Below are 20,584 nucleotides of genomic sequence, written 5' to 3' on the forward strand. Positions count from 1 at the left end.
CATTATCATCAATCGGGATAGCCTTGTGCTATCCCGCAGGAGGCCTGTTACCATGTCGATGCCATCGTCCCTTTCACCACAGAATTCACTACACAATTACCTCAGCATTCGGCAGCTTAATCATGCCTATCGGGCAGGAAAACCAATTCTGAAAGATATCAACATTGATATCGACCAGCCCGGTATCGTCGCCATTATTGGTCCATCGGGCACCGGAAAAAGTACCCTGTTACGCTGTATTAATCGTCTGATTACTCCCACTACCGGTGAGATTCTGTTTCAGCATGCAGATTTGGTTAAAGTTCAGGGTAAAGCCTTGCGTCATCTGCGTCGCCAGATAGGCATGGTGTTTCAGGAATATAATCTAGTAGAGCGCCTGAGCGTTATTGAAAACGTATTAACCGGACGTCTTGGCTATATGAATGCCTGGCAGGCCTGGCGGCGTAAATTTTTGCAGGAAGATATCGATCGCGCCTTTGAGCTATTAGGCCACGTTGGGTTAACAGAATTCGCCACCCAACGAGCAGATAGTCTGTCCGGAGGCCAGCGCCAGCGAGTAGGCATCGCCAGAGCATTAATGCAGAATCCTCATATTCTGCTTGCCGATGAGCCAACCTCATCATTAGACCCCAAAACCGCAGTAGAAATTATGGAACTTATGGATAAGCTGGCGGCCAGCAAAGGTATTCCTACTCTGGTGAATATTCATGACGTAAAACTGGCCCAGCGTTTTGCCAAACGCATCATTGGTATGAGCGGCGGACGCGTAGTTTACGACGGCCCGGCTCAGGGCATTACCGATACTCACCTGAAAGAAATCTACGGGGGTGAGTCATGGCTAGTGTAACCCCACATTTAAATCCGTTTAAAACTAATTGGCTGATGCGCGTCGGAACCCTGGTGGTCGCGGGATATATTCTGTATGCATTCAGCAATATGGGTCTTAATTTCCAGCGTATGGCTATCGGTATGGAACACGCCGAACGCCTGCTCAGCCGTATGTTCCCACCCAATTTTGAACGTTGGGAACTATTGCTACACGATCTGATGGAAAGCCTGCAAATAGCGATCATTGCCAGCGCTGTCGGCATTATCATTTCTCTGTTTGTCGGGCTATTTGCCGCCCGCAATCTGATGCCCAATATTATCAGCGCACCGGCACGAGTTATCATTGCCATTTGCCGTACTTTCCATCCGGTGATTATTGCTATTTTATTTGTAAAATCCGTTGGTTTTGGTGCACTGGCAGGGATTCTGACCCTCATCGTGGCTTCTATCGGTTTTATCGCCAAACTGTTTGCCGAAGCGATTGAAGAAATATCACTTAAGCAGGTGGAAGCCATTCGGGCTACCGGAGCCAGTTTTGTCAGCCTGATTTTGTTTGCAGTACTACCGCAGGTTTTTTCCCGTTTTATTGGTTTTTCAACCTACCAGTTAGACTCAAACCTGCGTAACTCAACCATGGTTGGCCTGGTAGGTGCTGGCGGTCTGGGTGGCACGCTATTCTCCGCCTTCCAGCGCTTTGATTATGATTTTGTCACCGCCATTTTGCTCACCATTATTGCTCTAATCCTGTTGGGTGAAGCCCTGTCTAATCTGGTACGGAGGGTCTTTTCATCATGACAGCCTTACCTGTAACTTCCTCACCTCAAACGGACGCTATGACTATGAATACTGCTCCGGCCAAATATCAGCGTTTTACGCCGCTACAACGAGCTGCACGCTATTTAGTCTATGTCATCATGCTGGCATCATTGTTTGCTTCATTAAGAACCGTTGAGGTCATTCCTGAGTTTCTTTACGACGCTCCTACTCAGATGGCCGATATGTTTGAACGCATGTGGCCACTGGATATCGCAGCTTATCCAGGGACCATTCATCAGGCATTAATGGAAACCCTGAATATTGCCACCCTGGGTACTTTGCTTTGCCTGATTCTGGCAGTGCCATTAGCTCTGCTAAATGCCCGAAATGTGATGCCGTCAAGAATTGTTAACTGGCTGGCACAAACCTGTCTGGTCACCTCCCGCTCGGTTAACTCACTGGTGTGGGCGCTGTTGTTTGTGGCTATTTTCGGCCCTGGCACAATTGCCGGTGTGCTGGCGGTGGCTCTGCGTTCCGTCGGTTTTGTTGGTAAACTGTTGGCAGAGGCGTTAGAAGAGATCAATATGGGCAGTATTGAAGCATTGAAAGCAACCGGGGCTTCAATGCCCAGTATTCTGGTAAAAGGTTACTGGCCACAGGTAGTCCCCGCTTTCTTCAGTATTGTGCTGTTTCGCTGGGATATTAACGTACGGGAATCTGCGGTGCTCGGTTTAGTAGGTGCAGGCGGCATTGGCGTAGTGCTTAACGATGCAATGAACCTGTTCCAGTGGCAATTAGTAGCAACCATTCTGGTCAGTATTTTAGTGGTAGTTTTGTTAGCGGAATGGGTTGTTGTTCGCGTACGCAAAAAATTAATCTAATCTGAATAGGGGAGAAAATTATTCTCCCCGAAAAAAACAGATAATCGATTAATACAGGAACGGTCTAATGATTTTGAGAAACCAATATTATGTACTGCGTCATGGTCACAGTTTAGCCAATCAACAAAAGATCATCGTTAGTGATATTCAGCATGGGCAACATGCCTATGGCTTGTCTCCGGTAGGTATCAATCAGGTTATCCAAACGCTGGAAAACTGGCCTTACCCTATTCCGGATTTGATTTTTCATTCTGACTTTAAACGCACATCCGAAACCGCCGGAATTGTTGCCGACTATTTTAATCGTCAGGCTAAACCAAGCGCAGCACTACGAGAACGTCATTTCGGTGAGTTTGAACTGAGGGATGACAGCCACTATCCATTAGTCTGGAAGCATGACGAAGATAATCTTACGGATTCATTTGCTCAGGTAGAGCAACTCAGCGCCATTTGTGAACGTGAAATGGCATTTATCCAAACGCTGGAACAGCAATACTCTCAGAAAAAGATTTTGCTGGTTGGTCATGGCGATCCCTTACAGATTCTGTTGACCCATTTCCAACAGAAGCCCCTGAGCCAGCATCGGGATTTAGCCCCACTAATGACCGCAGAAGTCAGAAAGTTAAACGGAGAATTACAATCACAGGCTGCATTGAGTAATGCCTGACAGGACCGGATTAAATTAACAGTGATGGCAATAAAGCAATCAGGGTGATGAAAAGTTAACTCTCTTCACCACCCTAAAATTTATTAAGCTAATTTGTTAAGCAAAATAGCTAACCAATAATTTCAACCGTTACCTAACGGCCATAGCGCTCAAAAATCTCTTTCGCTGCTGCATCATAAGCCTGTGCTTTCAGCTCCATAATCTGTTTCAGATCTTTTGAATCGCGATTGTAACGACCACTAACCGCTGAGTTTTCAAACACTTCCGGCGTAAACGTCACCCAGCGTCCGCTCAGCACATCAATCAACGCAACCCGCAGTACAATACGCATATGTTGGGTTTCATCAGGCAAAACCCCACCTACAAACGGTACCCAGGAAACCACTTTAGTTACTTCGTTTTCCGAACCGCTTTCTAACTGACCCCAGTAAACAATGATCTTATCCTGACCGCCATTAGCCGCCGTTGAACGTAGCAGGCGTGGGTAATCGGTGGTCTCTTCCGTTGCTGGTTGTGAGCTGTAACCACGATAACGTTGAGAGTTCGGCGGAATACCGGAGAAAACCGCCACTGAATAATATTCTTTCAGTGCCTTTTGCATTTCAGCATCCGGCGTCATGGCGCCAGACTGAATCAATAAAATGGAGGAATCCTTCGGCAAGCGGAAGGTATAACGGGAATTATTTAATGCAGTCTTAATATCCGCATCGCTGATACCCTGCTTTGGCATAGCGCCCAGTACATCCTGATCGGATAATTCTCCTGCATAAAACTGGTTACGCCCATTATCTGCGTTGGAAATAGAACGCACCGAACAGCCTGAAATTATCAGTGAACCCAAAACCACCAGCATCAATAAGCGACACTGTTGTGTTATCCATTGTTTCATTGTTATCCCTAATTGGTTTTTATAGCTAAAAATAATTAAGTTTGGGGGAGATTTCGTCCACAAACAGTCTCGTGTATGAATAAACCTTAGCGCAGGTGGCCGAGCAGGAGGCGCTAAGGCGAGCGCCTCCTGCACCTCCACGCCTTCGCACACGAATCCAGGTCGCTACGCGACTTCCCTCCGCCATCGTTCGGGCTTACGCACCGGCGCAGAGCCGCTCCCTACGTCGCTGCGCCTCGACTGGCATCCATGCCAGTCGTGCTACCCTCTCTCAGTTGTCGGCTGAATTCCAGTGCTCAATAGAAAGGTCAAAACCAAAGGACACGACCTCAATTCAAAAAACCTACTTCCTCGCGGCAAGCGATCGCAACAACACCCCAATCGTAGTCCCATTATGCAACAGGGCACTCAGCGTCGGGGATAGCCGTCCCATCGCTGCTGCTAACATAATAGCGCTGTTAATCCACTCGGTTAGTTTGATGTTGCTGTTAACCAGTTTCATTGCATCAACCGACAGCTCACGAGCCGTGACTACGCCATGCAGGGAGTCTTGCAGCAGTACGGCATCCGCCGCCTGTTGAGCAAGTTCTGTGCTTTGGTTCATTGCCAGGCCAACATTTGCCTGAGTCAGTACCGGTGCATCATTAACGCCATCGCCAACAAACATCACCCGGCAGCCTTGTTCCTGCAATGACTGAACCACGCTAACTTTACTTTCCGGCGTTGCTTCAGCAAAGAACTGATCAATGCCCAGATCTTTAGCCATTTGCTCGGCCTTATGCTGCTTATCGCCGGTTAACAGAATGACATTCTTAATACCCAGCTCGCGCAGTTGGCTTATCACCTCAGCAGCTTCATCGCGCACATTATCCTGCAAGCCAATCATACCGACCAGTTGTTCATTAAGACTAATAAATAGCAGATGGCGGCCCTGCTCTTCCAACTCTTCGATCTGAGTCTGGAAAGGAGAGAAATCGATGTGGTAATGCTCTCGCAGGAAGTGGCGGCTACCAATAACCATACGGTTACCGTCAAGCTCGGAAATCAATCCGTGGGCAATGACATATTCCACTTCACCATGATTAATGTGTGGTAGCTCGTGCTGCTGAGCAGCGCTGACTACCGCGCGCGCCAGAGGATGATTGCTATGCTCTTCTACCGAAGCAGCGATTGCCAGCAAGCGTTTAGCCCAGGTATGTTTCGGGTCAAAACTCACTACATCGGTAACCAACATATCACCGTATGTCAACGTACCGGTTTTATCGAACACCACAGTATCAATGTCTGCCAGTTGCTCAATGGCACGGCCTCCTTTGAGCAATAGCCCGGAGGTTGCCGCTTTGTACATAACCGATTTAAACGCAATTGGCGTACTCAGCTTTAAGGCACAAGAATAATCGACTAAGAATACTGAGGCCAGACGATTCCAGTCGCGAGTCAGTGCAAATACGCCAGCACCAGCCCCTAGAGTAATCGCTACCCGACGGTCAGCCATTCTTTGGGTAACCTGCTGGGTTTCGCTACGTTGACCGAGTGACTCGGTAATAAAGCGACGAATATTCGCCGTTGAAGACTCATCACCTACCCGCTCAGCGCGTACCGCAATGTTACCGTCCTGAACTTGCGTTCCGGCAAATACCCAGGCCCCTGCTTCACGACGTACAGGCACACTTTCCCCTGTCATGGATGCCTGATTGATTAAACCAATACCGCGCAATACGCTACCGTCGGCAGGAATACTGTCGCCAGGTCCCAGTAACATGACATCACCGTTTACCAGCTCTTCCGCATTGATTTCCTCACTTTCGCCATCGCGCTCAACCCAAACTGAGTGGTATTGCGGCTGCATCAGCTCAGACAGCAACTCATCGGAGTGACGGCTGGTTTCTTGCTCAAAATATTCTCCCAGCGTCAGCAATGACTGGGTCAACATTGCCGTCCGATAATCACCGCGGGCAATCGACAGGCTCAGCGCCAAAGCGTCCAGCACTTCAACTTTCAGCTCTCGCTGGCACAGTGACTCAACGCCTTCGGCAATAGTAGGCGCCATTAAGGCAATCGCCGGTAATGCAGACCAGCGCTTAGGTAAAAACTGAGTTGCAGCCAAACCCGCCAGATTTAACAGATTATCACCACCGCAATATTCCGCTTCGTACTCGCTGTCGGTGGCTGAATCCCAATCAATGGCATTCAGCTGTGTTAACAGCTTTTCCGCATCGGTTTTATTGGTGTGATAGGTTAGTACGGCAGAAGCCGCTGCCGGGCGCAGGCGCACCGTTTTCACTCCGGTGAAAGAGAGCAGATGGGTTTTAAGCCATCCTGCAACGTCTGGTTGCTCCCGCAACTGAACAATGCGCACTCTCAGTCGACCAGGAAGTTGGTGGACTGGCTTAACGGAATATGAATGGGTCATCGGGGCAGTTACTCGCTGTCCTGATCTTTTTCGCGATAGTAATCCAGCTCGGCCTGCACGTCTGCCAGACGCTCTTTCAGCTCTTCCACTTCACCACGAACTGCACCCCAGGCTTTATTAGCCGTTGCACTAATACTTTTTTGTACATTGCGGTTAGACAGCAGATAAGCAATTGCCGCTCCGGCAACAATACCGGTAATCAGATGAGCCCGACTATTGTCCGCACGATAAGGGGTTTGCGGCGCTGACTGATCCACGGGATAAGGCGCATAAGGATTGTAGTAAGGGTTATAGTAGTAAGGATTATTCGGCTGTTTCATCTACGCCTCGCTTATTCATTGAGTCTAATAGGTACATTCCGGCAACGCCTGCGCTGAGTACCGTCAATAATGTCAGTACCGGACGGCCTGCGGTGGCGTTGGCTACCGTCATGGCAGCGCCACTCACTAAACCGGCTTTAGTGGCATCAATCAGAACTTTACTGGTTGCCTGTTCCAGCGTTTTCTCACCACGCTGATACTGACGCCACTGCTCAACGCCAGAAGCTGTTGCACCTACCAGAGCACCGGCAATCAGCGCCCGACTGGCAGGGTTCATGCGGTCGCTGTTATTACTCATCCGCTTTCTCCTGCTCACGATGGCGTTCTACCGACTCCTGAAAGCCTTCTTTACCAGCCTGAACCGTATCACGGAAAATAGCACCACTGGTCATTACACTCTCTTTTACGCTTTCCGCTGTGGTTTCTGCCTTCTCTTTCACTTTGCTACCACCACTTTTCAGCATGTCGCCAGCATTAGCAAAAGTTTGTAGCAGAGTATTACGTACGCTTTCATTACCTAAAATTAGCGCTGCCGCAGCGCCGATCATTGCGCCTTTCCAAAACTCTTTATCATCAACACCAATAGTACTGATGATATTTTTAAATAATCCAGCCTGCTCTCCCATCAAGCCTTCAACCATGCCCTGCGCCTGTCCGCTCCAGTCAAAACCCGGGGCCATTTGCTGAGGCGCTGGCTGTTGAAACTGAGGGGGAAACTGTTGGTACTGTGGTGGCATTGGGTAGCCCATAGGCGGCTGACCACACATTGGATTCCACATTGGAGGATGAGGTGGCCACATCATCTGCGGCATTGGTTGCCCCTGCTGCTGAGGATAGGGAGGATAATAAGGATAACCGTAAGGCCCGTAAGGTGGCATCCCTTGATATTCAGGGATTTCCTGATCGTTACTCTTTTTGTCTTTTCCCATCTTCAGTTCCTCACTTATTTAGACTCTGGCGGAGAGATAATTGGCAGAATTTCAGTTAACGCTTGCTCTGCAACCCGATCGTCATCACCAAACAGCTGTTCCAGTAACTTTGGCGGCAAACGTTTAGCGTCATACTCTAATAATAGACTTCCGGTTGCACTATTAAGGGTATAGCTACGTAAACAATTATCTTTGCCACAAAGCTCTTCTAATGCAGATAACTTACTTTTACTCAGTCCGGCCACCAGTTTATTGGTAAAACGCAATCTGATGCGACCAGGGATATGGTGGGCAAGTTCAACGAAACGGCGTAGCGCCATTAACCCACTAAAACTATCAGAACTCATTTCACATCCTAAAAAATCAACCATTCTGCCGTAGCAGAAATAAGGTGCCATATTAGTTACGGCTATCATATGACGTGACCTGATGATTTAAAACACTTAAACACACTTGTTTGGAAGTAAATCGAACTTATGCCGGAAAAGAGAAAAAACGCAGCATAAAGAAGTAGAGATATTTCGCAGAAATTGGTTAATAACAGTACTGGACAGACCTCAAACATTAATGTAAATTATTCTCGTTATCTTTATCATTCAGGTGGCCACCATGAGTAGTCCATATGTTCATCAGACACAAAACCGTGTTCGCATTCGCTCTGATTATATTCAACAGCACGCAGCTGAAGTAACAGATTTGATTGCAAAACTGGAGTTAGTGCCGGGAATCAAAGAGATTCAATACCGTCGCTACGCGGGTTCTGTGGCAATTCGTTTTGACAGCAAAGTAATCAGCGCCGCTGCTCTGCTGGAAACGGTAGAAAGTTATGGCTGGCTGGAAAACAGCGAAGAGCGCGACTTCATTAATAATGCGGTGCGTCTGGGAGCTAAAACCTTACTGAAAGGTATTGCCTTAACTACGCTGAAGCGTACCTTAGGCGGTTCGTTGGTGAGTGCTGTAGCAGCCATAGCCAGATAAAATAACGCATTCTGTTGCCTCTATTATTATTATATAAGGGTCCACATTAATAAACGTGGGCCCTTTAATTTAATCAAACTGCCCCTCTCAGCCCTCTTAACCTTTTTATTAGCGCTTAGCCGATTATCAGATAAAGAAACTGCGCCTCCCGACACAGTCCTTTGCTGAACAGGTAGATATAATTGAGACCTACGTATAAATAACTCCCAACGATTTGAAAAATAAGAAGGACAAAATATGAAAGTAGGCGTTATCGGTGCAGGTGCTATGGGTGCAGGCATTGCTCAGGTGTTTGCTGCTGCGGAAGGCTTTACGGTAGTTCTCGCTGATATTAAGCAAGAATTCGCAGATAAGGGAAAAAACAACATCATTACTTCACTAAACAAATTAGTGGATAAAGATAAAATGACGGCAGACAGAGCCAAGGCCATCACCGCCAACATTACTCCCGGACTGCCCGAAAATGTTTTTGACTGCGACCTCATCATTGAGGCTATCGTCGAAAATATAGAGGTTAAACGCCAGCTTTTTAACAATCTGAAAAGCATTTGCCAACCTGACGCCATTTTCGCCTCTAATACTTCTTCACTCTCTATTACTGAACTGAGTGCCGGACTGGATCGTCAGGTTATTGGACTACACTTTTTTAACCCAGCTCCCGTGATGGCGCTGGTAGAAATCGTCGTGGGTTTAGGTACCACCGATGAGATGGTCAGCAAAATGCAGGAGATCGTTCAGCAGGTAGGTAAAGTCGCTGTTATCTCTAAAGATGCGCCGGGCTTTATCGTCAATCGCGTGCTGATTCCTATGGTTAATGAAGCCATTGGCATCTATGCCGATGGTACCGCCAGCGCGGAAGATATCGACACGGCAATGAAGCTGGGTGCCAATCATCCTATGGGGCCGCTGGCTTTGGGCGACTTAATTGGTCTGGATGTTTGTCTTGCCATTATGGAAGTACTTTATTCAGAAACCGGCGACTCAAAATATCGCCCTCATATTCTGTTGCGTAAGATGGTCAGAGGTGGAGCATTGGGGAGAAAGAGTAAGAAAGGATTTTATAGCTACGGCTGATATCAAACTCCAGCAGACAGAGGCCCGATCGACCATGTCAATCGAGCCTCTGTGTTTTTTATAGCAGTATGACTATAGCAGTACTACCTCAATACAAATCTCATCGGCAGTAGAGTATCGATATTAAGCAAAACGTTTAGCTGCGCACTGGCAAATACCGCCGCTTTTAGCCGGGCAACGTTTACAAGGTGGAGATTTAAAGGGCAAACGCAAAATTGCCGGAGGTGCCATACTATTAGGCTGTATGCGCATATTACCGACACTTGCGGTTTTCGCTGGCTGACGTGATATTGGCGTGTTATAGCCTCCGTGATCGAACCAGTCCAATAGCGGCTTCAATGGTTTTGAAACTTCAACCAGTACATTGCCCATCACTTCCTGAGAGAGTTCACTCCAGATTGAATCTGTGGATTCTGGTTTAGCGATCCGGGGATGTATATTTGGTAAAACCGCAGGACGAACAAGATTCTGAAGCGCACGATCCCCCGCCTTATTTTTGCTTCCGTGCTTAGACGCTTTTTTACGTAATTTTTTCAGTGCCTTAAGGGCTGATGACATAAAATAGTGTGCCAGCAAACAATAATGAGAATGATTATCTATATTATTAAGCAGTTTTCAATACTTTTCCACCAACAGATGCTCACGCCTGACGCAATACTTTGCTACCATATGTCCAAATTTAAATTGTCACATATATCGACACGGGACTAGTTATGAACAATATCGATTTTCCAACCAGCGCGACACCGGAAGAGATGGCCAGAGAAATTTCCGGTCTGAAAGCAATTCTGACATTAATGCTGATCACCATGGGTCAGGCGGACGCGGGAAAAGTGATTCTGAAAATGGAACGACTGATTGCCGATCATCCGGATATGGCGGAAGCCGAAGCGTTTAAAGGTATCGTTCAGCAAATGCGGCAGGCGTATCGTCAGGAAACGTGCTGATAGTTTTTTGTTTGGAAGCCCCGCGTTAGGTCTAACGCGGGGCTTTTTGGTATTGTGTGTGGTGGGGGGGGTCAGAGGGATTGGCGTCTGAGGATATTCCGACTGAAAGCACGCCGATTATGCATCTTTTACTATTAGCTTCAGTGAATATTCCGGCCGTAAAAGCAATTTACTCATAATTATCGTTGTGCTCGGCCGGTAGATCATCTGTACTTGAGATCTGAGTGCGTCGGGCCTAGCCCGCCTAGGGGCAGTTACAAAACACCTTTGGTGTTTTGCCCTTCGGGCCAGCGCTTGCGCCAAGTCGACCCCAACGGCGGCCTCTCCCGACGATTAGCTTTGGTTATAAGACCTACGAGCAACAGCAACAATTATTCAAGGTAATACCCTTAATCCTAAATTATCTTATGACCTTCCTCTGTTGCCCTTTATCTTTTGACCTTCATTCTTTGGTCTTCGTCCTTTGACCTTCAAGAGCACTGGAATTCAGCTGACGACTGAAAGAGGGTAGCACGACCAGCAGGGATGCTGGGCGAGGCGCAGCGACGCCGGACAAAATTGCAGGAGCAATTTTGAACAGCACGAAGTGCTGGCCCAAAGGGCCGAGCCTCATGGATGAGGCGAGTACTCCGGCTCTGCGCCGGTGCGTAAGCCCGAATGAAGAAGAAAGGGAGTCGCCTAAGCGACCTGAATTCGTGTGCGAAGGCGCGGGGGGTGCAGGGGGGCATTCGCCCTAATGCCCCCTGCACGGCCACTCGCACAAATGTTCATCTAAACGCTGCACTATTTAGTGGACGAAACCAACACTAAACTCAATGCTTTTCATTATCTTGGCGATCATCCTCCAGACGATCATTCCTGTAATTCACCCACCCATTAATCCCCAACGTCACCGCCAAAATCCCTCCAACGGTTCCCAGCGAAATCGCTATCGGAATATGATAAAAATCAACGATCAGCATCTTGATGCCAATAAACACCAATATCACCGCCAGGCCATATTTCAACATAGAGAAGCGTTCCGCTACGTTAACCAGCAGGAAGTACATTGCCCGCAGGCCCAGAATGGCAAACAGGTTTGATGTGAGTACAATAAAGGGGTCGGTAGTTACTGCGAAGATTGCCGGAATACTGTCTACGGCAAAAACAACATCACTGATTTCTACCAGAATCAGAACCAGAAACAGCGGTGTGGCAAACAGTACGCCGTTGCGACGGGTAAAGAAACGCTCTCCTTCCATATTATCGGTCATGCGAATATGGCTACGGATCCATTTCACCAGCGGTTTATCACCAATATTGGATTCATCATCTTCGTTGACCAACGCCATCTTGATACCGGTGAACAACAGGAAGGCACCAAACACATACAATATCCAACTAAATTCAGAAATCAGCCAGCTACCGGTAAAGATCATGACGGCACGCAGAACGATGGCACCCAACACGCCATATACCAGCACACGCCGTTGTATAGCTACAGGAACAGAGAAATAGCTAAATATCATCAGCCAGACAAACACATTATCTACCGCCAGCGCTTTTTCAATTAGGTAGCCGGTGATAAAAGCCAGTGCCTGAGCATCAGCCACCTGCTGACCGGCGGTGTCTTTCAGATACCACCATAAACCAAGCGCAAATAGTAAAGAGAGCGTAATCCAGACGAATGACCAGGCTGCAGCCTGTTTAAAAGACATCGCTCCGCCCTTCTTCTTGCCCTGTCCAAACAGGTCAATCATTAGCATCACGACAACGATAAGTGTAAAACTACCCCACAATAACGGGGTTCCAATAGTATTCATTTGGGGTCTCCTCTGGCCTCTTATCTCAGCCTGCTGTTTAAAACTATAGTTGCTTTAAACAACTTCACTAACAGATACAGAAACCTAACCTTCAGACATAAAAAAACGGCCAACGTCGGAAGACGCAGAGCCGCTGTTTTAGCTAGCTATAAGCGCACCTCGCCTTCCGGCAAGGTCTCACTTACAACCGAAGGTTGCCTGGTAACCGGATGTATATGCATACATCGTATTGACGATTAGCCAGCTTGGAAGTTACTCCCCTTTGCAAAGCAAAAGATACGTATTCTCGTTACCAGAGTCAAGAGGGGGAAAAATTTAAATGATGCAAAAGCAGATTAAACGCTTCGAGTGGGCTGGTAATAAATGAACCGATAACCTGATGAATAATATTTTCTTATTTAATTATATTATTTATTTGCACTTATTTTCTTATTGGTTCTATAATAAATATGTCCGATAGAAATATAATAAAGTATCAACAATGAGCTGTTAAAAAATTAGAAATATTAAATATCAATTTTGATTCTTTATATATTTTCGACTTAATAAAAACCTCACAAAAAGTATCATTACTGGTCTGTAACCCCTCCCCTGAAAATAAAATATCAATCCTGATTCTTTAAAACTTTTTATTCAAAAATGGTTTTGTGATCGAGATTGAGCATTATTCTATTTTAATTTGTTAAAGTTCCTGCCGTGACGAACCCATACATTATTTCTTAATAAAAAGTTAGTTTATCACTGGTATTAATTTAATACCGCGGGACCGTTTTAATAAAAATTTACTTTGGGGTATTTATGGACACTACTCAAACCACAACAACCACAGCAAGTGTTGCACCAGCCTCCAGTTTAGGCTGGCGCAAATCTGACACCATGTGGATGCTGGGCCTGTACGGCACAGCAATCGGTGCAGGCGTATTATTCTTACCAATTAACGCAGGTATTGGCGGTCTTATTCCATTAATTATTATGGCTCTTATCGCTTTTCCTATGACCTATTTTTCTCACCGTGGATTAACTCGTTTTGTTCTTTCAGGTAAAAATCCTGGTGAAGATATTACTGAAGTAGTAGAAGAACATTTTGGTGTTGGCGCAGGTAAATTAATTACCCTATTGTATTTCTTCGCAATATATCCAATTCTGCTGGTTTATAGTGTTGCGATTACTAATACCGTGGACAGCTTCATTGTTCACCAATTAAATCTACCATCACCACCGCGTGCTATTTTATCTTTAATTCTGATTGTGGGATTAATGACAATTGTTCGCTTTGGTGAGCAGTTTATTGTTAAAGCAATGAGTATTCTGGTATTCCCATTCGTTGCCGTTCTGATGTTATTAGCTTTATATCTGATTCCAAACTGGAGCAGCGCAATATTCGAAACTGCCAGTCTGTCATCAACCGCTTCTGCAACCGGTAATGGTCTGTTAATGACTCTGTGGCTGGCAATTCCGGTCATGGTGTTCTCTTTCAACCACTCACCAATTATCTCTGCATTTGCCGTCGCTAAGCGTGAAGAGTACGGTCAAAACGCAGAACGTAAATGTTCGCAAATTCTGGGTCGCAGCCACATCATGATGGTTCTGACCGTTATGTTCTTCGTATTCAGTTGCGTACTGAGCCTGTCTCCTGCGGATCTGGCTGCTGCGAAAGCACAGAACATTTCGATTCTGTCTTATCTGGCCAACCACTTTGATACTCCAATCATTGCTTATATCGCACCAGTGATTGCTTTCATTGCGATTACCAAATCATTCCTGGGCCACTATCTGGGTGCTCGTGAAGGTTTCAACGGTATGGTCATTAAATCTCTGCGCGGTAAAGGCAAGAGTATCGAAATCAACAAACTGAACCGTATCACTGCACTGTTCATGTTAGTTACTACCTGGATCGTTGCAACACTGAACCCAAGCATTCTGGGTATGATTGAAACTCTGGGTGGCCCAATCATCGCCATGTTACTGTTCCTGATGCCGATGTATGCCATTCATAAAGTTCCCGCTATGCGTAAATACAGCGGTCACATCAGCAACGTGTTTGTCGTACTGATGGGTCTGATTTCTATGTCAGCCATTGTTTACAGCCTTATCAGCTAACAGTCGTCCAACATGATGTTGTAAGGAGATTCCATGATTAGCGTATTTGAAATTTTTAAAATTGGTATAGGTCCTTCCAGTTCCCATACAGTGGGTCCGATGGTAGCCGGTATCCGGTTTATTGAAGACCTGAAAAGTAAACAACTGGACAATCTGACCACCGATATTGTTGTTGATATCTACGGTTCTCTGTCACTGACAGGTAAAGGGCACCATACCGATATCGCGATCATCATGGGTCTGGCTGGCAACAAACCGGATACGGTAGAGGTCGACTCCATTCCTGGCTTTATTCAGCAGGTACATGAGACCGGCACCTTACCTATTCGCTGTGCTGACAATACGCTGCGTCGTGTTGGACTAACGCTGAATTTCTCAGATAAGACGTTGCCGCTGCATGAAAATGGTCTGACGTTTCATGCTTACGACAACAATATTCTGCTCAGCAGCAAAACCTACTACTCTACCGGCGGCGGTTTCGTGGTAGATGAAGAGAACTTTGGTAAGGAATCCACCGCTGAGGTGACAGTTCCTTACCCATTCTATTCAGCTAAAAACCTGCTTCGTCACTGCAAAGACAACTGTCTGTCCCTTTCTGCGGTAATGATGAAAAACGAAATTGCTCTGCACGGTAGAGAAGAGGTAGAGCGTTACATGGCGCTGGTATGGGAAACCATGAAAGGCGCTATCCATCGTGGTATGAGTACAGAAGGTGTGTTGCCCGGCCCATTAAAGGTTCCGCGTCGGGCTTCTGCCCTGCACCGCATACTACAAACTCATGACCGCTTATCCACCGATCCGATGACGGCGATGGACTGGGTCAACATGTTCGCCATGGCTGTAAGTGAAGAGAACGCCGCAGGTGGTCGCGTGGTTACTGCGCCAACCAACGGTGCTTGTGGCATCATTCCAGCGGTTCTGGCTTACTATGACCACTTCATTCAACCGGTTACACCGGAAGCTTATACCCGTTATTTCCTGGCGGCTGGTGCGGTAGGATTACTGTATAAGATGAACGCCTCTATTTCTGGCGCGGAAGTAGGCTGTCAGGGTGAGATTGGCGTTGCCTGTTCAATGGCTTCTGCCGGTCTGGCTGAGCTACGGGGCGGTAGCCCGGAGAAAGTGTGTAATGCCGCAGAAATCGGTATGGAGCACAATCTGGGCCTAACCTGCGATCCGGTTGCCGGCCAGGTTCAGGTTCCTTGTATTGAGCGTAATGCTATCGCCGCAGTCAAAGCGATTAACTCTGCCAGCATGGCTATTCTGCGCACCAGTGAACCGCGTGTATCTCTGGATAAAGTTATCGAAACCATGTACGAGACCGGTAAAGATATGAACGCCAAATATCGTGAAACCTCTCGCGGTGGATTAGCCATTAAAGTGGCGCTGTGTGAGTCCTGATAAGAACTAAATTCTGATAATAAATATCCCCTGTCCGGCCCAACCGAACAGGGGATATTTTTTTGTCTGTTGAAATGTTCTGAAGTAACGCGCTATTTCTTTTCCGGTTTAAACCACGGCCAGACCACATTACTTTTGGCTGCCAGGGTATACCAGTTGCTGTCGTCCTGTGGCACGTTTGACTCCAGCCCTGCGGGGTTCTTCTCCCCTTCGCTTTCACTTTCACCGCTCTTTTTGCGGATACGTACCGGTGCTTTTTCCGCATCAGGGGTGATCTGAGCGTTAAATGCCCTGACCTCAGAATCAAATAAGATCCCTTCCAGCTGATGCAGGCGATCTAAACCACGAAGGATGCCAATCAACGTACTTAGCGTAACGGCTTCCCCCATTTCTACGCGTTTGATAGTAGCGATGCCTACCTGCGCTCGTTCTGCCAGCTCAATCTGAGATAACCGCATGGCAATACGCGTCTCTTTAATTCTGCGGCAAAGCTCAGAAATGATTTCGCTATCGGATACGGTATTAAATTTCATGGCTGTACCTGATGTGTTGCAATTGTCTGTTGCTATTATACCTACTAACTATGGTGTTATATAAAATGATTTGAATGAATGTGATCTTCCCCCTGCCAGAACGCGTCTTCTCTGGACATAATGCGAATTCACGGTAGAAGGATAATCACTGCTAACAACGATAATTATAGTTCACGGCAGGCTTTCAGGCTCAGCTTTTGCTTGCCGTTGCTGTCAAAGTTGGCTTCACTCAGCCAGCGTTCCATACCGGCCTTAATTACCGGCCATTCGCTATCCAGGATAGAAAACCATGCGGTATCACGAGTGCGCTGTTTATACACCACCGCCTGACGGAAAATACCTTCAAAAGTAAAACCCAAACGCTGTGCTGCGGCACGAGAAGGCGCATTGAGGTTATCGCATTTCCACTCATAGCGGCGGTATGCCAACTTATCAAAGGCATAACACATCAGCAAATACTGTGCTTCGGTAGCAATACGGGTTTGTTTTAGCAACGGGGAAAAGGTGACATGCCCTACTTCCATCACGCCGTTGACTTTATCGATACGCATCAAAGCAATTGTGCCTACTGCACGATTCGTTGCCTGATCGATAATGGCAAAATGCAATGGATCGGTGGTGCTGGAGGCTTGCTCTACGTGTTGAAAATACAGTGCCCGATCGTTAAAAGGACCATAGGCCATATAGGTCCAGTCACGGCCATCAGGGGCCTGACTAAAAGCATGAAACAAATCTGCGGCATGGCGTGCAGCCTGTAACGGCTCCAGACGGCAATACTCGCCAACTAATTCAAGGCGCTGTGGATGCTGACGCGGTTGCCAGTCTGTAAGTGTTTCACCAACGGGTTGTTGATACTGGTTGAAAGTGTGGGACACAGAAAGACTCCTTCGGTGTGAATTAGTGTTTTTATTACTTTAACCGCAGGAGGCAACAATAGTAAGAGCCGATGAATGAATTTTTAACTCATCATCAAAAGCAAAAAAAAAAGAAAAACCGCCAGCATGGAAAAATACTGACGGTTAACAGAGGCAACAACCGTGAATCATCTATTCAGGTGAGCACCTTACAGCGTTACGCCACTCTTAAAAATGGCCAGTTCACGGAAGTCATTCACTTCATTACAGGTTAGCTTACCGTTGACCACGCTAACGGTGTAATCAATAAATTGGCTCAACAGCTCATCCATCGATACGCCATACAGCAACTGTCCGGCATCAAAATCAATCCAGTGAGGCTTTTTCGCCGCCAGTTCGCTGTTGGTTGCCAGCTTCATCGTTGGTACAAAACCACCATAAGGTGTGCCGCGACCGGTAGAAAACAGCACCATGTTACAACCCGCACCGGCCAAAGCACTGGTTGCTACCGCATCATTACCCGGTGCGCTTAACAGGTTTAAACCTGACACTTTCAGGCGCTCGCCGTACTTAAGCACATCAACCACCTGACTGCTACCCGCTTTTTGAGTACAACCCAGCGATTTTTCTTCCAGTGTGGAAATCCCACCGGCTTTATTTCCCGGCGACGGGTTTTCATAAATCGGTTGCTGATGAGCAATAAAATAGCTTTTGAAATCGTTAATCATGCTGACAGTTTTCTCAAAGGTCAGCTCATCGCGGCAATGGTTCATCAGCGCCTGCTCAGCACCAAACATCTCTGGTACTTCAGTGAGTACCGTAGTTCCTCCATGGGCAATCAGAAAATCAGAAAAGCGCCCCAGTAGAGGGTTAGCCGTAATTCCCGACAGCCCATCAGAACCACCACACTCAAGGCCAAAGCGAACTTCACTCAGCCTGCCCGGTTGACGGCGATCGTGGCGCATTGACTGATACAGCTCATTGAGAAACTCAACTCCGGCTTCCACTTCATCATCATACTTCTGGCAGACCATAAAACGAGTTCGTGACTCATCCACGTCACCCAAAGTACGGCGAAACTCATCTACCTGATTATTCTCGCAGCCCAATCCAACCACTAAAACTGCACCGGCATTAGGATGGCGCACCATATTCTGCAACATCGTCCGGGTATTTTGATGGTCATCACCTAGCTGAGAGCAGCCAAAAGGATGGTTAAACAGATAGATACCATCAATATCGTTTAAATCGCCATGTTGTTGTTTAAAGCGAGTCAGGATCTGGCGGGCAATACCGTTCACGCAACCAACCGTTGGAATAATCCACAGTTCATTGCGGATCCCTATCTGACCATGGCTACGGCGGTAAATCTCCACCTCAGGATCTGCCAGACGGGAAGAGAGTGAAACCGCCACCGGATGATACTGATAATTATCCAGCTCGCCCAAATTGGTTTTAAGATTTTGCGAATGCACATGCTCACCGACCGCAATCGGCTGTAAAGCATGACCGATAGGCAGACCGTACTTCATGACCTGACCATCAGTGGCAATCGCTTCAAGCGCAAACTTATGCCCCCTGCTGACCGGCTGTTTAAGTATCACCGTTTGCCCATCAACATCAACGCTAGCCCCATCCATTAAATCCTGTAGCGCGACGGCAACATTGTCAGCAGGATGAATTTTTATAATTTGTTTCATAGTTGATCCTGACTGTCGGTCATTGGCTAAAACAGTATTGATTTAGCGCGGCTCTCATACCGTTTTCCTGAATAGCCTGAAGCTGGGTGGTCACCAATGGCACCAGACCGGGAATAGCGGTTAAATCCTGTTCCCAATGCGCTGTTTGAGACAGTACATCGCCAACCAGCTCCATCAGAGAAATTTCCCCGGCCTGCTGCTGCGACCAAAGTTTGGCATAGCGAGTTAACCAAACTTCGTCATCCTGTAATGGCGTTATCTCGTCACCACGTTTGCCCGTATAAAAGGCAATCAGTGCCGCCAGAGCAAAAGTAAGATGCATCGGTAACTTTCCATACTGACGCTGATATTCCACCAACTGAGGCAAAATACGGGTACGGTACTTGGTCATTCCATTCAGGGAAATAGACAGTAGTTGATGCTGAATAAAGGGATTTCGGAATCGGCTAATCACCGCATAAGCAAATGAGTTCAGCTGTTCTTTGGGTAGTGACAGCACCGGAACAATTTCATTAAAAATAGTTTGTTCCACGAAGCGATTGATTTGCTCGTCATCCATTGCCTGACCGACATAATCCAGACCAGCCAGATAAGCAACCGGCACCAGAGCCGTATGAGCACCGTTCAGAATCGCGACTTTGCGCTCTTTGTAAGGTTTAATATCGTCGACAATCAGGATATTCAGTTGCAGCTTATCCAGACACAGCGTCTGCTCCAGCCAGCGAGGCCCCTGAATCACAAACAGGTAGAAGTGCTCGGCGGTATCCAGAAAGCTATCCTGATAGCCCAGTTCTTGTTGTAATGCATCCACTTCATTACGTGGATAACCGGTAACGATCCGATCAACCAGCGTTGAGCAGAAAGTATTATGCTGTTCAAGCCAGAGAACAAATGCCGCAGGCAGTTGCCACTGAGTCGCATAGCGCAATACTAATTCACGCAAGGCATCGCCGTTATAATCAATCAGCTCGCAGGGAATCAGAATCCAGCCTTTATCCGCCGCACCATCAAAACAGGTAAAGCGCTCATACAGCAAACGAGTCAGCTTAGCCGGATAACTGGCCGGAGGCGCATCATCCAGTTTATCGTCAGGATTAAAACTGATACCGGCTTCGGTGGTATTAGAGAAGACGATCCGGATGTTTTCATCTCGTGCCAACGCCAGATACTCATCAAACTGCTGATAAACGTTAATCTCACGGTTAACCGAGCGAATTAAACGGGTTTCCCGAACGGTTTCCCCTTGCTCGTTCAGCCCTCGAATAATCGTGGTATACAGACCATTCTGAGTATCCAGCGAAGGCGGAAAATCACTATCAATAGGACGAACCACCACAACACCGGCATTCAGGTCGGTGTTTTCATTTAATAAATCAATTTGCCAGTCAATAAAGGCGCGTAAAAAATTCCCTTCACCAAATTGAATAATCTTATCCGGGTATTGAGGGCCGGGGAAATTCTGACGGTTTAAATTCTGCATAGTTTTACCCTAATTCTATTAACCGATGGGAG

21 protein-coding genes are annotated in these 20,584 nt (G+C 47.0%); 9 read left to right on the plus strand and 12 right to left on the minus strand.

What is annotated here, in order from left to right; translation table 11 throughout:
* The first annotated feature begins 52 nt into the window (after positions 1 to 52).
* From phnC to GOL65_RS08805, 4 genes are all read left to right on the plus strand, one after another.
* Complete coding sequence (gene phnC / locus GOL65_RS08790) at positions 53 to 847, plus strand: phosphonate ABC transporter ATP-binding protein (protein ID WP_218652018.1); 795 nt, start codon at positions 53 to 55, stop codon at positions 845 to 847.
* Positions 835 to 1,623, plus strand: coding sequence for a phosphonate ABC transporter, permease protein PhnE (phnE, locus tag GOL65_RS08795; RefSeq protein ID WP_140920705.1), 789 nt, complete (start codon positions 835 to 837; stop codon positions 1,621 to 1,623). Before phnC ends, phnE (GOL65_RS08795) begins: the two co-directional genes overlap by 13 nt.
* Complete coding sequence (gene phnE / locus GOL65_RS08800) at positions 1,620 to 2,465, plus strand: phosphonate ABC transporter, permease protein PhnE (RefSeq protein WP_218652019.1); 846 nt, start codon at positions 1,620 to 1,622, stop codon at positions 2,463 to 2,465. Before phnE (GOL65_RS08795) ends, phnE (GOL65_RS08800) begins: the two co-directional genes overlap by 4 nt.
* A 67-nt stretch (positions 2,466 to 2,532) precedes the next feature.
* Positions 2,533 to 3,132, plus strand: a complete 600-nt coding sequence (locus GOL65_RS08805; protein WP_140920704.1) for a histidine phosphatase family protein — start codon at positions 2,533 to 2,535, stop codon at positions 3,130 to 3,132.
* A 133-nt stretch (positions 3,133 to 3,265) separates the two neighbouring features.
* On the opposite strand, the gene GOL65_RS08810 is transcribed toward GOL65_RS08805, so the two are convergent.
* The 6 genes from GOL65_RS08810 to GOL65_RS08835 form a co-directional block, all read right to left on the minus strand.
* Positions 3,266 to 4,021, minus strand: a complete 756-nt coding sequence (locus GOL65_RS08810; protein WP_140920703.1) for an aminopeptidase — start codon at positions 4,019 to 4,021, stop codon at positions 3,266 to 3,268.
* 343 nt (positions 4,022 to 4,364) lie between these two features.
* On the minus strand, positions 4,365 to 6,434 hold the full coding sequence (locus GOL65_RS08815; protein ID WP_140920702.1) for a heavy metal translocating P-type ATPase: 2,070 nt from the start codon (positions 6,432 to 6,434) through the stop codon (positions 4,365 to 4,367).
* Positions 6,435 to 6,442: 8 nt separating this feature from the next.
* A complete protein-coding gene (locus GOL65_RS08820) occupies positions 6,443 to 6,754 on the minus strand; it encodes a YtxH domain-containing protein (RefSeq protein ID WP_140920701.1) in 312 nt (103 codons plus the stop codon).
* A complete protein-coding gene (locus GOL65_RS08825) occupies positions 6,738 to 7,052 on the minus strand; it encodes a hypothetical protein (RefSeq protein WP_140920700.1) in 315 nt (104 codons plus the stop codon). The genes GOL65_RS08820 and GOL65_RS08825 overlap by 17 nt, the downstream gene beginning before the upstream one ends.
* A complete protein-coding gene (locus GOL65_RS08830; protein ID WP_228723078.1) occupies positions 7,045 to 7,683 on the minus strand; it encodes a YtxH domain-containing protein in 639 nt (212 codons plus the stop codon). The genes GOL65_RS08825 and GOL65_RS08830 overlap by 8 nt, the downstream gene beginning before the upstream one ends.
* A 14-nt stretch (positions 7,684 to 7,697) precedes the next feature.
* Complete coding sequence (locus tag GOL65_RS08835) at positions 7,698 to 8,030, minus strand: HMA2 domain-containing protein (RefSeq protein WP_140920699.1); 333 nt, start codon at positions 8,028 to 8,030, stop codon at positions 7,698 to 7,700.
* 262 nt (positions 8,031 to 8,292) lie between these two features.
* Here GOL65_RS08835 and GOL65_RS08840 point away from each other — a divergent pair, with 262 nt between their 5' ends.
* Together GOL65_RS08840 and GOL65_RS08845 are read left to right on the plus strand one after the other, a co-directional pair.
* Entirely contained in the window at positions 8,293 to 8,661 is a 369-nt protein-coding gene (locus GOL65_RS08840) for an HMA2 domain-containing protein (RefSeq protein WP_140920698.1), read from the plus strand.
* 237 nt (positions 8,662 to 8,898) lie between these two features.
* A complete protein-coding gene (locus tag GOL65_RS08845; RefSeq protein WP_140920697.1) occupies positions 8,899 to 9,735 on the plus strand; it encodes a 3-hydroxyacyl-CoA dehydrogenase NAD-binding domain-containing protein in 837 nt (278 codons plus the stop codon).
* Positions 9,736 to 9,858: 123 nt separating this feature from the next.
* Here GOL65_RS08845 and GOL65_RS08850 read toward each other — a convergent pair whose 3' ends face one another.
* Positions 9,859 to 10,293 carry a hypothetical protein gene (locus GOL65_RS08850; RefSeq protein WP_140920696.1) on the minus strand — a complete coding sequence of 145 codons (435 nt, stop codon included), beginning with the start codon at positions 10,291 to 10,293 and terminating at the stop codon, positions 9,859 to 9,861.
* A gap of 155 nt (positions 10,294 to 10,448) precedes the next feature.
* On the opposite strand from GOL65_RS08850, the gene GOL65_RS08855 reads away from it, so the two are divergent.
* The gene (locus tag GOL65_RS08855; RefSeq protein ID WP_140920695.1) at positions 10,449 to 10,682 is read left to right on the plus strand and encodes a DUF2594 family protein; all 234 of its coding nucleotides are present in this window, start codon (positions 10,449 to 10,451) and stop codon (positions 10,680 to 10,682) included.
* Between the two features lie 812 nt (positions 10,683 to 11,494).
* Here GOL65_RS08855 and GOL65_RS08860 read toward each other — a convergent pair.
* Positions 11,495 to 12,484 carry a TerC family protein gene (locus GOL65_RS08860; RefSeq protein ID WP_140920694.1) on the minus strand — a complete coding sequence of 330 codons (990 nt, stop codon included), beginning with the start codon at positions 12,482 to 12,484 and terminating at the stop codon, positions 11,495 to 11,497.
* Between the two features lie 798 nt (positions 12,485 to 13,282).
* Between GOL65_RS08860 and GOL65_RS08865 the strand changes: the two genes are divergently transcribed.
* Both GOL65_RS08865 and GOL65_RS08870 read left to right on the plus strand, forming a co-directional pair.
* Positions 13,283 to 14,584 carry an HAAAP family serine/threonine permease gene (locus GOL65_RS08865; protein WP_140920693.1) on the plus strand — a complete coding sequence of 434 codons (1,302 nt, stop codon included), beginning with the start codon at positions 13,283 to 13,285 and terminating at the stop codon, positions 14,582 to 14,584.
* 33 nt (positions 14,585 to 14,617) lie between these two features.
* Positions 14,618 to 15,985, plus strand: coding sequence for an L-serine ammonia-lyase (locus GOL65_RS08870; RefSeq protein WP_140920692.1), 1,368 nt, complete (start codon positions 14,618 to 14,620; stop codon positions 15,983 to 15,985).
* Between the two features lie 92 nt (positions 15,986 to 16,077).
* On the opposite strand, the gene GOL65_RS08875 is transcribed toward GOL65_RS08870, so the two are convergent.
* The 4 genes from GOL65_RS08875 to GOL65_RS08890 form a co-directional block, all read right to left on the minus strand.
* The gene (locus GOL65_RS08875; RefSeq protein ID WP_140920691.1) at positions 16,078 to 16,518 is read right to left on the minus strand and encodes a helix-turn-helix domain-containing protein; all 441 of its coding nucleotides are present in this window, start codon (positions 16,516 to 16,518) and stop codon (positions 16,078 to 16,080) included.
* 164 nt (positions 16,519 to 16,682) lie between these two features.
* A complete protein-coding gene (locus GOL65_RS08880) occupies positions 16,683 to 17,393 on the minus strand; it encodes a GNAT family N-acetyltransferase (RefSeq protein WP_140920690.1) in 711 nt (236 codons plus the stop codon).
* A 188-nt stretch (positions 17,394 to 17,581) separates the two neighbouring features.
* The gene (locus tag GOL65_RS08885; protein WP_140920689.1) at positions 17,582 to 19,072 is read right to left on the minus strand and encodes a UxaA family hydrolase; all 1,491 of its coding nucleotides are present in this window, start codon (positions 19,070 to 19,072) and stop codon (positions 17,582 to 17,584) included.
* 19 nt (positions 19,073 to 19,091) lie between these two features.
* Positions 19,092 to 20,552: a tagaturonate reductase gene (locus GOL65_RS08890; protein ID WP_140920688.1), complete on the minus strand. Its 1,461-nt coding sequence runs from the start codon at positions 20,550 to 20,552 to the stop codon at positions 19,092 to 19,094.
* Positions 20,553 to 20,584 lie beyond the last annotated feature (32 nt).

The organism is Limnobaculum xujianqingii (assembly GCF_013394855.1).
Lineage (GTDB): Bacteria > Pseudomonadota > Gammaproteobacteria > Enterobacterales > Enterobacteriaceae > Limnobaculum > Limnobaculum xujianqingii.

Coding starts and splice junctions, on each gene's coding strand:
- phnC (WP_218652018.1), top strand. CDS start 53: ATGTCGATGCCATCGTCCCTTTCACCACAGAATTCACTACACAATTAC.
- phnE (WP_140920705.1), top strand. CDS start 835: ATGGCTAGTGTAACCCCACATTTAAATCCGTTTAAAACTAATTGGCTG.
- phnE (WP_218652019.1), top strand. CDS start 1,620: ATGACAGCCTTACCTGTAACTTCCTCACCTCAAACGGACGCTATGACT.
- GOL65_RS08805 (WP_140920704.1), top strand. CDS start 2,533: ATGATTTTGAGAAACCAATATTATGTACTGCGTCATGGTCACAGTTTA.
- GOL65_RS08810 (WP_140920703.1), bottom strand. CDS start 4,021: ATGAAACAATGGATAACACAACAGTGTCGCTTATTGATGCTGGTGGTT.
- GOL65_RS08815 (WP_140920702.1), bottom strand. CDS start 6,434: ATGACCCATTCATATTCCGTTAAGCCAGTCCACCAACTTCCTGGTCGA.
- GOL65_RS08820 (WP_140920701.1), bottom strand. CDS start 6,754: ATGAAACAGCCGAATAATCCTTACTACTATAACCCTTACTACAATCCT.
- GOL65_RS08825 (WP_140920700.1), bottom strand. CDS start 7,052: ATGAGTAATAACAGCGACCGCATGAACCCTGCCAGTCGGGCGCTGATT.
- GOL65_RS08830 (WP_228723078.1), bottom strand. CDS start 7,683: ATGGGAAAAGACAAAAAGAGTAACGATCAGGAAATCCCTGAATATCAA.
- GOL65_RS08835 (WP_140920699.1), bottom strand. CDS start 8,030: ATGAGTTCTGATAGTTTTAGTGGGTTAATGGCGCTACGCCGTTTCGTT.
- GOL65_RS08840 (WP_140920698.1), top strand. CDS start 8,293: ATGAGTAGTCCATATGTTCATCAGACACAAAACCGTGTTCGCATTCGC.
- GOL65_RS08845 (WP_140920697.1), top strand. CDS start 8,899: ATGAAAGTAGGCGTTATCGGTGCAGGTGCTATGGGTGCAGGCATTGCT.
- GOL65_RS08850 (WP_140920696.1), bottom strand. CDS start 10,293: ATGTCATCAGCCCTTAAGGCACTGAAAAAATTACGTAAAAAAGCGTCT.
- GOL65_RS08855 (WP_140920695.1), top strand. CDS start 10,449: ATGAACAATATCGATTTTCCAACCAGCGCGACACCGGAAGAGATGGCC.
- GOL65_RS08860 (WP_140920694.1), bottom strand. CDS start 12,484: ATGAATACTATTGGAACCCCGTTATTGTGGGGTAGTTTTACACTTATC.
- GOL65_RS08865 (WP_140920693.1), top strand. CDS start 13,283: ATGGACACTACTCAAACCACAACAACCACAGCAAGTGTTGCACCAGCC.
- GOL65_RS08870 (WP_140920692.1), top strand. CDS start 14,618: ATGATTAGCGTATTTGAAATTTTTAAAATTGGTATAGGTCCTTCCAGT.
- GOL65_RS08875 (WP_140920691.1), bottom strand. CDS start 16,518: ATGAAATTTAATACCGTATCCGATAGCGAAATCATTTCTGAGCTTTGC.
- GOL65_RS08885 (WP_140920689.1), bottom strand. CDS start 19,072: ATGAAACAAATTATAAAAATTCATCCTGCTGACAATGTTGCCGTCGCG.
- GOL65_RS08890 (WP_140920688.1), bottom strand. CDS start 20,552: ATGCAGAATTTAAACCGTCAGAATTTCCCCGGCCCTCAATACCCGGAT.